Below are 13,907 nucleotides of genomic sequence, written 5' to 3'. Positions count from 1 at the left end.
GATCAAGGAAGCAAGAGAAGCGGTGGCGAGTTGAGTCACCACAACGACAGAACAACGATGCAGGAGACCCCCCCGTGCAACAACCCGATCCGGCACCCAGCGTGCCGCCCGTCACCCCGCCCACCCGCGCCATGCGCCGGCTCGAGGGCCTGTGCGATGCCAGCGCCGCCGTGGGCGCGCTCGTGCTCGTGGCGGTAGCGCTCATGACCACGGCCAGTGTCATCGGCCGGGCCTTCTTCGCCTCGCCCATCCTGGGCGATGTGGAACTGGTGCAACTGGGCGGCGCGGTGGTCGTGGCCTCGTTCCTGCCCTACACGCAGTTCCGCCGCGCCAACATCGTGTTGGACTTCTTCACCACCAGCGCCAGCCCCACAACCCAGCGCCGCATGGACGCGCTCGGCATGCTGCTCTACACCGCCACGCTCGCGCTCGTCACCTGGCGCGTGGCCGTGGGCGGCATGGGCATCTACGCCGCGCAGGAGCGCTCCATGCTCATGGACCTGCCGCTGTGGATCCCCTACGCGCTCATGCTGCCGGGCCTGGCCCTGTGTGTGCTGATCGGGGCCGTGCAATGGTGGGAATCACTGGGTCAGGCAACGGAGGTGGCCGCATGAGCGCCCTGTCCATCGGGCTGGCGATGTTCGCCGCCATGCTGGTGCTGATGGCGGTGCGCGTGCCCATTGCCGTCGCCATGTTCGTGCCCGGGGCGGTCGGTTACATCGCTCTATCGGGCTGGCTGCCGCTGCTGGCCCACCTCAAGGGCGCGGTGTATGGCCGCGTGTCGGTGTACGACCTGTCGGTGATCCCTTTGTTCATGCTGATGGGTGCCATCGCCGTGCAGGGCGGGCTGGCCAAGGCCTTGTTCGACTTCGCCAATGCGCTGCTGGGCCGCTTTCGCGGCGGCATGGCCATGGCCGGTGTGTTGGCCTGCGCAGCCTTTGGCTCCATCTCGGGCTCCACCGTGGCGACCACGGCGACCATTGCCCAGGTGGCCTATCCGCAGATGCGCCGCATCGGCTACTCGGGCCGGCTGGCCACGGCGGCGCTGGCCACCGGCGGCACCATGGGCGTGCTGCTGCCGCCCTCGGTCACGCTCATGGTCTATGCCATCCTGACCGAGCAGAACATCACCAAGATGTTCCTCGCTGCCTACGTGCCGGCGCTGATCGCGGCCCTGGGCTACATCCTGGCCATCGCCCTGGTGGTGCGCATCCACCCGCAGCAGGCGCCCGCCGCTCAGAGCGCACCTGCTGCCGAAGTGCTCGCCGCCGCACTGCGCGTGTGGCCCATCGTGGCGATCTTCGGCGTGGTGTTCGGCGGCATCTACGGCGGCCTGTTCACGGCGACCGAGGGCGCGGCCATCGGCAACGTACTGACCTGCGTGATCACCCTGCTGCGCCGCGTGATGGACCGGACCAGGTTCGTGGCCGCCGTGCGCACCACGGCGCAGACCAGCGGCATGATCTTCCTGATCTTCATCGGCGCCGACATGATCAATGCCTCGCTCGCGCTGTCGCAGCTGCCGGCACAGCTGGCCGACCTGGTCGGGCACCTGCAGATACCGCCCCTCCTGGTGATGGCCGGCGTGATGCTGTTCTACGTGCTGCTGGGTTGTGTGATGGATGAGATGAGCATGATCCTGCTCACCGTGCCGACGCTGTTCCCGGTGATCATGGGCATGGACTTCTTCGGCCTGGGCCCCGCCGACAAGGCGCTGTGGTTCGGCATCCTGATCCTCACCGTGTGCGAGATCGGGATGATCTTTCCGCCCGTAGGGCTCAACGTCTACATCATGAACGGCCTGGCGCGCGATGTGCCCATGGTCGACACCTACAAGGGCGTCGTTCCCTTCCTCGTAACCGACGGGCTGCGCCTGGCGCTGCTGATCGCCTTTCCCGCCACTGCGCTGTGGCTGGTGCACCGGCTGACCTGAACTTCCCACGCTTCGCTCCTGGGCCACACCGTTTCGGGGTGTGGCAGGGACACCTGTTGCCCATTCATCTGAAAACCTGCCCCCGAGGCACGACAACGAAGGAGACACACCATGAAGAAATTGCACCATCTGCTCGCCCTCAGCGGCCTGCTGGCCGCCGCGGTCGCCACGCTGCCCGCCGCCGCGCAGGAGCCCGTCACGCTCAAGGTGCACTACCACCTGCCGCCGACCTCGTTCGCGGGCACGCTGTTCATCCAGCCCTGGTGCGAGCGCATCGCGCGCGAGACCAACCAGCGCATGAAGTGCCAGATCTACCCCTCGATGCAGCTGGGCGGCACGCCGCCCCAGCTGTTCGACCAGGTGCGCGATGGCGTGGCCGACGTGGTCTGGACGCTGCCTGGGTACACGGCAGGGCGCTTTCCGTCCATGGAAGCCTTCGAACTGCCTTTCATGATGCAAAGCCCCGAGACCACCAGCAAGGCCTTGTGGGACTATGCCCAGCTGCACAGCCAGGGCGAGTTCAAGGACGTCAAGCCGCTGGCCTTCCACGTGCACGGCCCAGGTGTGTTCCACATGGCCGGCAAGCCGGTGCGCACCATGGCCGACCTGCGCGGCCTCAAGCTGCGCGCGCCCACGCGCCTGACCAACAAATTCATTGCGCTGCTGGGCGCCACGCCCGTGAGCATGCCGGTGCCGCAGGTGGGCGATGCGCTGGCCAAGGGCGTGATCGACGGGGCCGTGGTGCCCTACGAGGTCGTGCCTTCCGTCAAGCTCGAAGAGCTGGCGAAGTACCACTCCGAGACCGACAGCCACGAGGCCGCATTCTACACCTCCACCTTCATCTTCGCGATGAACAAGGCCAGGTACGAATCGCTGCCCGCCGACCTGAAGAAGGTCATCGACAACAACTCCGGCCAGGCCTTCTCGGGACAGATAGGCAAGGCCTTCGTGCAGGCCGATGCCGAGGGCAAGAAGCTCACGGCGAAGAACGCCACCAACGTGATCGCCGCCAGCGAGCTGGCCACCTGGAAAAAGCTGGGCGACCGGTTGTCCACCGACTGGGTCAAGGAGATGGGTGGCAAGGGCCTCGACGGCGCCAAGTTGTTCGAAGACGCCCGGACATTGATCAAGAAGCACCAGGACGCTGCTGCCCGCTGAGCGCGCAACGCATTCCCTGCCATTACCACAACCAAGCCGATGACGGCCAAGGAGACACGCATGCACACCCCTTTCAAACGCCGCGCTCTGGTATCTGCGCTCGCCCTCGTCGCCAGCGCCGGCCTGCTCGCCGCCTGCGGCGGCAGCGACGACGTGCCCACCGATGCCGAAGACACCGCCCTGCAGTTCGACCCCGCCAGCTACACCACGGTCAACGTCACCGTGGACGGTGTGGCCATGAAGGTGCGCCAGTACAAGGTGGTCTATGTGGCCAAGCCCATCCGCATGGCCGCCACACAGGCCACGCTGGGCGGCGGCACCACCACGCTGGCCGACCCCTATGCCTACCAGAGCATGGTCATCTCGGTGCCCGAGGCATCGGCCGCTGACCAGAAGAAGGCGGTCTACATGCTGGTCAACAACGGCGGCTGGTGGACCAGCGCGGTGGCCACCACCATCAACGAAGGCCAGGCCTTCGCCAGCACCAGCGACACCGACAACATCGGCGCGGCGCTCAAGGCCGGATACATCGTGGCCAACGTGGGCACGCGCAGCCGTGGCGCGCGCGCGGCCGATGGCAGCTGGGCCGGCAAGGCGCCCTCGCCGGTGGTCGACACCAAGGCCGCCATCCGCTACCTGCGCCTGAACGATGCGCGCATGCCCGGCTCGGCCGAGCGCATCGTGCTCACGGGCACCAGCGGCGGCGGCGGCCTCACAGCGGCCGTCTCGGCCAGCGGCAACAGCGCCGACTACCTGCCCTACCTGGCAGAGATCGGCGCCGCAGGCATCACGGGCGCAGGCACCACGGTGGCCAGCACGCTCAAGGACGATGTGTTCGCCGCCGTGGCCTACTGCCCCATCAACAACCTGGGCAATGCCGACGCCGGCTACGAGTGGGAGTACAGCGCCCTGCGCAGCGACGCCAACACCGGCGCGCTCGACGGCGTGGCCTACTCTGCGGGCCAGCAGCCAGCCGCCTCGCGGGCCATTGCGGCCGCCTTCCCGGCCTACCTCAACGGCCTGCTCCTGGTGCGCGAGGACGGCAAGGCGCTTACCGACGCGAGCATGCGCGAGGCCACCACTGCCCAGATCAAGGACGAGATCGAGCGCCAGATCGCCAAGGGCACGGCCGTGCCCCAGCTGGGCGGCAGCTTCACCGTCACCCAGCGCGGCACCACGGCCAGCTACCCCAACGACTGGCTCACGCTGACCGGCACGGGCAGCAGTGCCAAAGTGGCGGCCATCGATTATGCGAAGTTCCTGAACTTCGTTGCCACCATCACCAAGCTCAAGACCGTGGTGGCCTTCGACGCCGTGGGCGTCACGGGCAACCCGGCCATCAGCGGCGAGACCAACCTGTTCGGCTCTGCCACCGCCGAGTATTCCAACTTCACCGAATGGAGCTGGAACAACAACACCAAGGCCAGGGATGCCTCGGGACAGGACGATACCGGCCAGCCCTGGGCCAGCCATTTGGCCGCCACGTCCACCAACACGCTGGCCGCGCAGATCAGGCTCATCAACCCGATCGCCTACCTGAACACCAGCGCCGACAGCGCGCCCTACTGGTACGTGCGCCACGGAATGATCGACCGCGACACCGCCTTCTCGATGCAGACCCTGCTGTACCACGCGATCCGCAAGGACCCGTCCGTCAAGGAGGTCAGTTTCAAGCTGCCCTACCTGGTGCCGCACAGCGGCAACTACGACGTGCAGGAGGCCTTCGCCTGGATCAAGGCCAAGCTCGATTCGAACCCCTGATCCCGCATCCCAACGACCTGGCGGCCCGCAGGGGCGGCCCCCTTCCCATGGCAACCATCATCGGCGGCATTGCCGCCTCGCACACCCCGACCATCGGCTTCGCGTTCGACCGCGACAAGCGCACAGACCCCATCTGGGCGCCCATCTTCGAGGCCTTCGCGCCGGTGCAGGACTGGATCGCCGCGCAGCGGCCCGACGTGCTGCTGCTCATCTACAACGACCACGTCACCTCGTTCTTCTTCGACCACTACAGCGCTTTTGCGCTCGGTGTGGGCGAGCGCTGGGCCGTGGCCGACGAGGGCGGCGGTGCGCGCGAGCTTCCGCCGATTGCCGGCCATCCGGGCCTGGCGGCACACATCGGCCAGTCGCTGATGGCCGAGGAGTTCGACATGTCCTTCTTCCAGGACAAGGGGCTGGACCATGGCTGCTTCTCGCCGCTGTCGGTGATGTGCCCGCACGCGCCGGCCTGGCCCGTGCAACTGGTACCGCTGCAGATGGGGGTGCTGCAGTTCCCCATCCCGAGCGCGCGCCGCTGCTACAAGCTCGGCCAGGCCTTGCGCCGCGCCATCGAGAGCTACCCCGAGGACCTGCGTGTGGCCATCGTCGCCACCGGCGGCCTGTCGCACCAGGTGCATGGCGAACGCGCGGGCTTCAACAACCCCGAGTGGGATGCGCGCTTTCTCGACCTGTTCGAGCGCGACCCCGAGCAGCTCGCCGACATGACCCATGCTGAGTACGCCGCGCTGGGCGGCTTCGAGGGGGCCGAGGTCATCATGTGGCTGGTGATGCGCGGTGCGCTGGCCTCGCAAGTGCGTTGCCTGCACCGCAGCTACTACCTGCCGTCGATGACCGGCATTGCCGCCGCCATCTACGAGCCCGCCGACAGCGGCCTGCCCGCGCCCATGCTGCAGCGCCACCGCGCGCACATGCAGCTGCAGCTCGCCGGTGCCGAAGTGCTGCAAGGAACGCACCCGTTCACGCTGGAGCGCAGCGTCAAGGCCTACCGGCTCAACCGCTTTCTGCATGCGCTCATTGCGCCTGCCGTGCGCGCAGCCTTCCTGGCCGACGAGGAGGGGGCCTATGAGCGCGCCGGTCTCACCGAGACCGAGCGCAGCCTGGTGCGCCAGCGCGACTGGCGCGGCCTCATCCACTACGGCGTGATCTTCTTCCTGCTCGAAAAGCTGGGCGCCGTGGTCGGCGTTTCCAACCTTCACATCTACGCCGCCATGCGCGGCGAATCGCTCGAAGCCTTCCAGCAAACGCGCAACACCCAGGCCCTGTACTCGGTGGCCGGCAAGGACGCTGGCGCACTCACATGGGATGCGCCCCACGAGGCCACCACCGGCACCTGACGCAACCGACTGTTTTCACCACCACCCTGAAGAAAGAGGAGACCTCCAAGATGAAATTCCGTTCCCTGTTCACCCTGGGCCTGCTGGCCGCCGCATGCGGCGCAGCCAGTGCCCAAAGCAGTGTCACGATCTACGGCCTGCTCGACGCCTCGGTCGAGCACCTCTCCAACGCGTCGGCCAACGGTGGCAGCCTCACCCGCATGCCGGGCCTGACCGGCAGCGCACCCTCGCGCCTGGGCTTTCGCGGTGTCGAAGACCTGGGCGGCGGCCTCAAGGCCGGCTTCACGCTGGAGTCGGGCTTCGGCGTGGACAGCGGCACCTACAACCAGGGCGGCCGGGCCTTCGGGCGCCAGGCCTTCGTGGGCCTGTCGGGCGACTGGGGCAGTCTGAACCTGGGCCGCCAGTACTCCATGCTGTTCTGGTCGCAGCTCGACGCCGACATCCTCGGCCCCAGCGCCTTCGGCTCTGGCTCGCTCGACAGCTACCTGCCCAACGCCCGCGTGGACAACGCCATCGCCTACCGCGGCACGTTCAGCGGCTTCACCGCCGGCGCCACCTACAGCCTGGGGCGAGACGCCGTCAACGCCGGCCCCAGCCCCTCCGGCACCAACTGCGCGGGCGAATCGGCTACCGACAAGTCGGCCTGCCGCCAATGGTCGCTGCTGGCCAAGTACGACACCGCGGCCTGGGGCCTGGCCCTGGCGGTGGACGAGATCCGCGGCGGCGCAGGCGCCTTTGCCGGGCTGACCAGCAGCACCCTCAAAGACCGCCGCTCCACGGTGGCTGGCTGGGCGAAGTTCGATGCGCTCAAGCTCGGCGCCGGCCTCATCGCGCGCGACAACGATGCTGCCCCCGCCACGCGGCGCAGCAACCTGTGGTACCTGGGCGCCTCCTACAGCGCCACACCAGTGCTGGTGCTCGACGGCCAGGTCTTCAAGCTCGACTACAAGAACAGCGCCAACCAGGCCACGCTGCTGGCACTGCGCGCCACCTACCACTTGTCCAAGCGCACGGCGGTGTACGCCACGGCCGGCCACATCGCCAACGACGGTGCGTTGGCGATCTCGGTCAGCAATGCCGCCGCGGGTGGCGCGCCTGCCGCAGGCGGCTCGCAAAGCGGCGTGGCCGTGGGTGTGCGGCACGCGTTCTGAAGAAAGAGTGCTCCAAGGTTGGCGCCGGGCAGGAGCCCGGCGCTTTTTTTGAAGCATTCTGGCTACGACATGCCCGCTTCACCCGCTGGATGTGAGCGCAGGCCCCAAATCTTCCTCATGCGAGCCCGCAGGCCACTCGGTACCGGGGTTCATTCTCCTGGATGTGCTCACGCAGAAGGTTTGTCGCCGCGGCCACATCTTCACCGGCAATCGCATCGACCAGGATCTGGTGGCTGGGGACGGCGTTGGAGATCGGCGAGCGGTGGCGCAGCGCGTTGAGCTGGTAGCGCAGCAGTTCGTAGCCTGCGCGCAGGTAGTCGTTCTCGCACAGTTCCAGGAAGGCCCAGTGGAAGTCCATGTCCAGCCGCGCCAGGGCCGGCAGGTCCTGGGTCTGTTCTGCGGACTTCATCGCCTTCACGAACCCCGCCAGCCGCTTGACCAGGACCTTGGGCTGCGACTGCATGGCCTCGCGCAAGGCCTCGGTCTCCACCATCGCACGGAACTGGCACAGGTGCGCCACCTCGGCCGGTGACAGGCGGAACACGAAGGTACCGCGCTGCGGGTGGATCTCCACCAGCCCTTCGGATTTCAGACGCAGCAGCGCCTCGCGCACGGGCGTCTTGCTCACGTTCATCAACTGCGCGAGCTGCGCCTCGGAGACCTGCTCGCCGAGCTTGAGGTCGCCCGTGACGATGGCTTCGCGCAGGCGTTCGCCCACCACGTCGGTCAGCAGGCGGGGGCGTTGGAGTTCTAGGACTTTGCTCATGGGTGGGCGCAGCTTGCTGCTTTTTGGACAGCGCCGAGTATAGGGTTTACGACAGTTCTTCAACATCTGAGATATCAGATACGATGCGCCTCGTTCGCACTTTGGTCAATAAGACAAACACGGAGACGAGACCCTTGACTGCTGCATTGCCCGACAAGGCGCCCGGCGTGGCGCACGATTCCCCTCTCGCGCCAGCGCGCCCGCCCCATGTGCTGGAGCGCGCCTTCGTCGGCGCCAACCGCTGGGCCCTGATCGCCCTGCTGGCGGTGATGGCGGTGCTGGTCATCGGCAACGTGATCTCGCGCTACGTGTTCAGCCACTCCTTCACCTGGGTGGAAGAGGCCACCCGCTACATGATGATCTGGGCCGCCTTCCTGGGCGCGGGCCCGGCCCTGCGCGTGGGCGGCCACATCGCCATCGACACGCTGCCGGCCGCGCTGCCCACGGGCGGTGCCCGTGCGCTGCGCGCACTGGTGGCGCTGATCATGGCCGCCACGCTGGCCACCATGGTGTGGCTGGGCATCGAGTACGCCGAGTTCGCCTGGTACCAGGAATCGCCGGTGCTCGGCTGGTCGCTCGGCCTGGTCTACCTGGCGCTGCCGGTGGGTGCGGCCCTCACGCTGGTGCACCTGGCGCTGGTGGCGCGCGCCTGGGTGATGGGCGGCGAGTGGGAGCGGGTCGAAGGCTTCGACCCACAGGCCCTGTAGTCCCGCCCCCCCATTTCACCGGAAGCAAGACACCATGAGTGCCATCCTCGCAAGCGTGTTCATCGGCCTGATGGCCCTGGGCGCCCCCATCGCATTCGCCATGCTCATCGCCGGCCTCGCCGCCGTCTGGATGAAACCCGGCATGCCCGCCCTGGTGGTCATGCAGAACCTCTTCAGCGGGCTGGACAGCTTTCCCCTGCTGGCCATTCCGTTCTTCATCCTGGCGGCCGAGCTGATGTCCGGCGGCGCGCTGACGGACGTGCTGCTCAAGTTCGCCGCGCGCCTGGTCGGCATGCGCCGCGGCGGCCTGGGGCATGCCAACATCCTCACGCTGACCTTCTTCTCGGGCATCAGCGGCTCGGCCCTGGCCGACGCCGCAGGCCCTGGCGCCATGCTGATCAAGATGATGCGCAAGGCCGGCTACAACGACGCCTATGCGGCGGCCCTCACGGCCAGCACGGCCATCGTGGGGCCCATCATTCCGCCCTCGATCATCATGATCGTCTATGCGCTGACGGACAACAGCGTCACCGTCACCGGCCTGTTCCTGGCGGGCGTGCTGCCGGGGCTGCTGATCGCGGTGGCGCTGGCCCTGGTCAACCATTGGGTGAGCGTGCGGCGCGACTACCGCTCGGCCCCCGAGCTGCTGGACCCCGCGCCCCTGCTGTTGCTGTTCTGGCGCGCGCTGCCCGCGCTGATGCTGCCGGCCATCATCCTGGGCGGCATCCACCTGGGCATCTTCACCCCCACCGAAGCGTCTGCCGCCGCCGTGCTGTACGCGCTGATCGTGGGGCGCTTCGTCTACGGCACGCTGCATTTCAGCATGCTGCCGGCCATCCTGTTCCGCACGGCGCTGATGACGGCCTCCATCCTGTTCATCGTGGCCACCTCGGCGGTGTTCGCCTGGGTGCTCACCGTGGGGCAGATCCCGCAGCATGCCGCCAGTTGGATCGCCAGCATGGAACTGAGCCAGGCCGCGCTGCTGGTGGCGGTGAACGTGCTGCTGCTGCTCGTGGGCATCTTCATCGAGCCGCTGCCGGGCGTGATGATCATGGTGCCCATCCTCGCGCCGCTGGCCGATGCGGCCGGGCTCAACCCGCTGCACTTCGCCATCGTGGTCATCGTCAACCTGACGCTGGGCATGGTGACCCCGCCCGTGGGCGGCCTGCTGTTCGTCACCTCCGCCGTATCGGGCGTGAAGATGGGCCCCATGGTGCGCGAGATGGCGCCCATGCTCGCGGCGCTCTTCGTGGTGCTGGCGCTGCTCACCTTCTTCCCGCCCATATCCACCTGGCTGCCGGGCCTGCTCGGCTACCGCAACTAGCCGAACGACACGGGGTCCCGGCATTCCCTTTCGCACGACAACAACCAAGGAGACAAGCATGAACATCACCCGCAAGCACTTCTTCACCGCAGCGGCCGCCGCCGCGCTGGCACTGGGCGCACTACCTGCCATGGCGCAGAAGGTCATCAAGTACACCCACTACCAGCCGGCCAAGAACGACCAGCCCAAGCACATGGCGGCGCTGGCCTTCAAGGAGCATGTGGAGAAGGCCACCAACGGTTCGGTCAAGGTCGAGCTTTATCCTGCCGGCCAGCTCGGCCCCGCGCAGCAGGTCATGGAAGGCCTGCGCCTGGGCACGGTGGAGGTGGCGGTGGTGCACGACGGCGGCATTCCCGGCGTGTACAAGACCTTCAACATCTTCGGCCTGCCGTTCATCTTCAACGACCACGCGCACGCCTATGCCGTGCTGGACGGCAAGTTCGGCCAGGAGCTGGCCGAGGACATGCGCAAGCGCACCGGCATCCGCCTGATGGGCTATGCCGACAACGGCATTCGCCACTTCACCAACAGCAAGCGCGCCATTCGCACGCCCGAGGACATGAAGGGCCTGAAGATGCGCGTGCAGCCCAGCCCGGTGTTCGTGAAGCTGGTCGAATCCCTGGGCGCCAGCCCCACCGCCATCGACTGGGGCGAGCTGCCTGCCGCACTGGCGCAGGGCACGGCCGACGGCCAGGAGAACGGCGTGACCAACATCATGGCCGCCAGCCTCTACCAGCACCAGAAGCACGTCACGCTGGACGGCCACGTCTACAGCCTGCATGCCTACCTGGTCAGCGACCGCTTCTACAACACGCTGACCGACGTGGAGAAGAAGGCCGTGACGGAGGGCATCGACAAGGCCAAGAAGATCCACCGCGACATGACGCGCGAGCAGGACCTCTCGGCCAAGAAGGTGCTGGCCGAAAAGGGCATGACCGTGACCGAGCTCACCCCGGCCGAGATCGACCGCTTCCGCAAGGTGGCCCAGCCCGTGGTGCAGGCCTACCTGGAGGCCGAGGTCAGCAAGGAGTGGACCCAGAAGCTGCTGGCCGCCACCAAGTGATTGGGAACCCGATTGTGAATGCCGTGACATCGCAAGAGCAGCGTCTGGTGGTCGCACTGGACGATGGCTACGCCGCCTACGACCAGGAGGAGGCGCTGCTGGCCGAGGCCGGTGCGCGCTTTGCCCTGCGGCCCTGCCGGCGCAGCGAGGACAGTGCGATGGAGGCGGTGCGCGATGCCGACGTGGTGCTGGTGCGCGAGTCGCCCGTGGGCCGCCGTGTCATCGATGCCATGGCGCGCTGCCAGGCCATCATCCGCTACGGCATCGGGGTGGACAACATCGATCAGGTCGCTGCCAAAGAACGCGGCATCAAGGTCGTCAGCGTGCCCGACTATGGCACCGACGAGGTCAGCTCGCAGGCCGTGGCGCTGGCGCTGGCCGTGTCGCGCCGCATCGGCCTGCACGATGCCGAGGTGCGCGCGGGCCGCTGGTCCACCGGCGTGCTGCAGCCCATGTACCGGCTGCGCGGGCGCACGCTGGGCCTGGTGGGCTTTGGCCGCATTGCGCGCATGACGCTGGACAAGCTCTCGGGCTTCGGCTTTGCCCGCGTGCTGGTGCACGACCCCTCGGCCGAGCTGCCGCCCGGCGTGGAGCGTGCGCCGCTGGACGAACTGTGCGCCCAGGCCGACCTGGTCTCGCTGCATGCCCCGCTCAACGCGCAGACGCACCACCTCATCGACGCGCGGCGCCTGGCGCTGATGCAGCCCACCGCCATCCTGGTGAACACCGCGCGTGGCGGCCTGGTGGACACGGACGCGCTGTACCAGGCGCTGCGGGAGCGCCGCATCCTGGGGGCGGGACTGGACGTGTTCGAGCAGGAGCCGCCCGGTGCCCACCCGCTCTTCACGCTGGACAACGTGGTCGTGACCAACCACATGGGCTGGTACAGCGAGGAGGCCATGCGCGAGCTGCAGCGCAAGACCGCGCTGGAGGCCGTGCGCGTGCTGCGCGGCGAGGAGCCGCTGCACTGGCTCAACCGCTGGTGAGCCAGGGGCGGCCTTGGCCGCCCCCCTGATTTCTTCTCTTCCAAACCCTGAAAGACATTGCCATGAAAGAACTGATCGAAGGATTCAACCGTGTTGCCGTGGCGTCGGTGGCCGATGCCGTGGACAAGGTCTGCGGGCACCGCGGCTACATGGACAGCCCCATCAAGCCGCGCATCAACGACAAGCGCATCTGCGGCCCCGCCGCCACCGTGCTGGAGGCTGCCACCGACGAGTTCGTGCCACCGCAGCACGCGCTGGACCTGATCGACGAGGTCGAGCCCGGCAGCGTGATCGTGATCTCCATCGTGGGCGGCGAGCCCGACGTGGCCGTCTGGGGCGGCCTGATGACGGCCGGCGCCGTGGCCAATGGCCACGTGGGCGCGGTGCTGGACGGCGGCGTGCGCGACCTCACCGAGATCCGCCGCGACTACGACTTTCCCGTGTACGCCCGCGACGTGAGCCCGGGCACCACGCTGGGCCGCTACCGCACCGTGTCCTCGCAGGTGCCGGTGAAGGTGGCGGGCGTGGTGGTGCACCCCGGCGACATCGTGGTGGGCGACGTGGACGGCGTGGTGGTGGTGCCGCGCGGCAAGGCCGAGGAGGTGCTGAAGATGGCGCTGGAGATCGACGTGCGCGAGCTCGAGCAGGCCAAGCTCATCATCGAGGAGCGCTCGCTGCGCAAGGGGCTGGCCAAGTATGGCCGCATCTGAGGCCCTGGCCGGCCCGGCTGCCGTGGGCACCGGCCCGGTCGACATCATCGCCCTGGGCGAGCCCATGGTCGAGTTCAATCAGACCGGCGAGGGCGGCGGGCGCCTGTACCTGCAGGGATTTGGCGGGGACACCTCCAACTTCGCCATTGCCGCCGCACGCCAGGGCGCGCGCGTGGCCTATGCCAGCGCCCTGGGCGACGACCCCTACGGCGCGCTGCTGCGCCGCCTGTGGGACGAGGAGGGCGTGTGCCACGCCAGCGTGGCCACCAACCCGCAGGCCTTCACCGCCATCTACTTCGTCACCCATGGCGTGCAGGGGCACCAGTTCAGCTTTTTCCGCAGCGGCTCGGCCGCCAGCCGCATGCGGCCGGCCGACCTGCCGCTGGCCCGCATCCGCGCAGCGCAGGTGCTGCACCTGTCGGGCATTTCGCTGGCCATTTCGGACAGTGCGGCCGACACCTGCTTCGCCGCCATCGACGAAGCCCGCGCCGCGGGCGTGCGCGTGTCCTTCGACACCAACCTGCGGCTCAAGCTGTGGCCGGTGCAGCGCGCCCGCGCCGTGATGGGCGAAGCCATGGCGCTGTGCGACATCTGCCTGCCCAGCTACGAGGACATCGTGGCCATCACCGGCCTGACGGAGCCCGACGCGCTGGTGGACCACTGCCTGCGGCGTGGTGCAAAAACCGTGGCTCTCAAGCTCGGCGAGCGCGGCGCCCTGGTGGCCAATGCGCACGAGCGCCACGCCATCGCGCCCGCGCCCTGCACGCCGGTGGACGCCACGGGTGCAGGGGACACATTCGGCGGGGCCTTCGTGGCCCGGTTGATCGCGGGGGACGGCCTGGCCGACGCAGGACGCTATGCAGCGACTGCAGCCGCCCTGTCGACACAGGGCTATGGCGCCGTCGCGCCCATTCCCCGCGCCGAGGCCGTGCGCGCGGCCCTGCAGGCAGACCAATCCTGAGTACCCGCAAGAAGCAACACAACATCCAAGGAGAC

At 68.0% G+C, this 13,907-nt stretch carries 13 protein-coding genes; 12 read left to right on the top strand and 1 reads right to left on the bottom strand.

The window, feature by feature from the left end; translation table 11 throughout:
* Positions 1-74: 74 nt before the first annotated feature.
* The 6 genes from AC3WOH_RS26605 (at position 75) to AC3WOH_RS26580 (ending at position 7,355) form a co-directional block, all read left to right on the top strand.
* A complete protein-coding gene (locus AC3WOH_RS26605; RefSeq protein WP_492232327.1) occupies positions 75-614 on the top strand; it encodes a TRAP transporter small permease in 540 nt (179 codons plus the stop codon).
* Positions 611-1,933 (top strand): TRAP transporter large permease, encoded by a 1,323-nt coding sequence (locus AC3WOH_RS26600; protein WP_492232326.1) that lies wholly within the window; start codon positions 611-613, stop codon positions 1,931-1,933. Before AC3WOH_RS26605 ends, AC3WOH_RS26600 begins: the two co-directional genes overlap by 4 nt.
* A gap of 111 nt (positions 1,934-2,044) precedes the next feature.
* Entirely contained in the window at positions 2,045-3,091 is a 1,047-nt protein-coding gene (locus tag AC3WOH_RS26595; protein WP_492232325.1) for a TRAP transporter substrate-binding protein, read from the top strand.
* Positions 3,092-3,151: 60 nt separating this feature from the next.
* On the top strand, positions 3,152-4,852 hold the full coding sequence (locus AC3WOH_RS26590) for a subtype B tannase (protein WP_492232324.1): 1,701 nt from the start codon (positions 3,152-3,154) through the stop codon (positions 4,850-4,852).
* Between the two features lie 47 nt (positions 4,853-4,899).
* Entirely contained in the window at positions 4,900-6,204 is a 1,305-nt protein-coding gene (locus AC3WOH_RS26585) for a gallate dioxygenase (RefSeq protein WP_492232323.1), read from the top strand.
* A 50-nt stretch (positions 6,205-6,254) separates the two neighbouring features.
* On the top strand, positions 6,255-7,355 hold the full coding sequence (locus AC3WOH_RS26580) for a porin (RefSeq protein WP_492232322.1): 1,101 nt from the start codon (positions 6,255-6,257) through the stop codon (positions 7,353-7,355).
* A 115-nt stretch (positions 7,356-7,470) separates the two neighbouring features.
* On the opposite strand, the gene AC3WOH_RS26575 is transcribed toward AC3WOH_RS26580, so the two are convergent.
* Positions 7,471-8,121 carry a GntR family transcriptional regulator gene (locus AC3WOH_RS26575; protein ID WP_492232321.1) on the bottom strand — a complete coding sequence of 217 codons (651 nt, stop codon included), beginning with the start codon at positions 8,119-8,121 and terminating at the stop codon, positions 7,471-7,473.
* A 134-nt stretch (positions 8,122-8,255) separates the two neighbouring features.
* Here AC3WOH_RS26575 and AC3WOH_RS26570 point away from each other — a divergent pair, with 134 nt between their 5' ends.
* The 6 genes from AC3WOH_RS26570 to AC3WOH_RS26545 all read left to right on the top strand — a co-directional run bounded on the left by AC3WOH_RS26570 (position 8,256) and on the right by AC3WOH_RS26545 (position 13,872).
* Positions 8,256-8,828, top strand: a complete 573-nt coding sequence (locus AC3WOH_RS26570; RefSeq protein ID WP_492232320.1) for a TRAP transporter small permease — start codon at positions 8,256-8,258, stop codon at positions 8,826-8,828.
* A gap of 34 nt (positions 8,829-8,862) precedes the next feature.
* The gene (locus AC3WOH_RS26565; protein WP_492232319.1) at positions 8,863-10,152 is read left to right on the top strand and encodes a TRAP transporter large permease; all 1,290 of its coding nucleotides are present in this window, start codon (positions 8,863-8,865) and stop codon (positions 10,150-10,152) included.
* 58 nt (positions 10,153-10,210) lie between these two features.
* Entirely contained in the window at positions 10,211-11,215 is a 1,005-nt protein-coding gene (locus AC3WOH_RS26560) for a TRAP transporter substrate-binding protein (RefSeq protein WP_492232318.1), read from the top strand.
* A gap of 23 nt (positions 11,216-11,238) precedes the next feature.
* Entirely contained in the window at positions 11,239-12,201 is a 963-nt protein-coding gene (locus tag AC3WOH_RS26555) for a C-terminal binding protein (protein WP_492232317.1), read from the top strand.
* Positions 12,202-12,263: 62 nt separating this feature from the next.
* The gene (locus AC3WOH_RS26550) at positions 12,264-12,911 is read left to right on the top strand and encodes an RraA family protein (RefSeq protein WP_492232316.1); all 648 of its coding nucleotides are present in this window, start codon (positions 12,264-12,266) and stop codon (positions 12,909-12,911) included.
* Complete coding sequence (locus tag AC3WOH_RS26545) at positions 12,898-13,872, top strand: sugar kinase (protein WP_492232315.1); 975 nt, start codon at positions 12,898-12,900, stop codon at positions 13,870-13,872. The genes AC3WOH_RS26550 and AC3WOH_RS26545 overlap by 14 nt, the downstream gene beginning before the upstream one ends.
* Positions 13,873-13,907: the final 35 nt, after the last annotated feature.

It is taken from the genome of Acidovorax sp. FW305-C-20-28 (genome assembly GCF_058783375.1).
The sequence above is the reverse complement of the archived record's forward strand: the minus strand, read 5'-3'. Positions and strand labels throughout refer to the sequence as shown.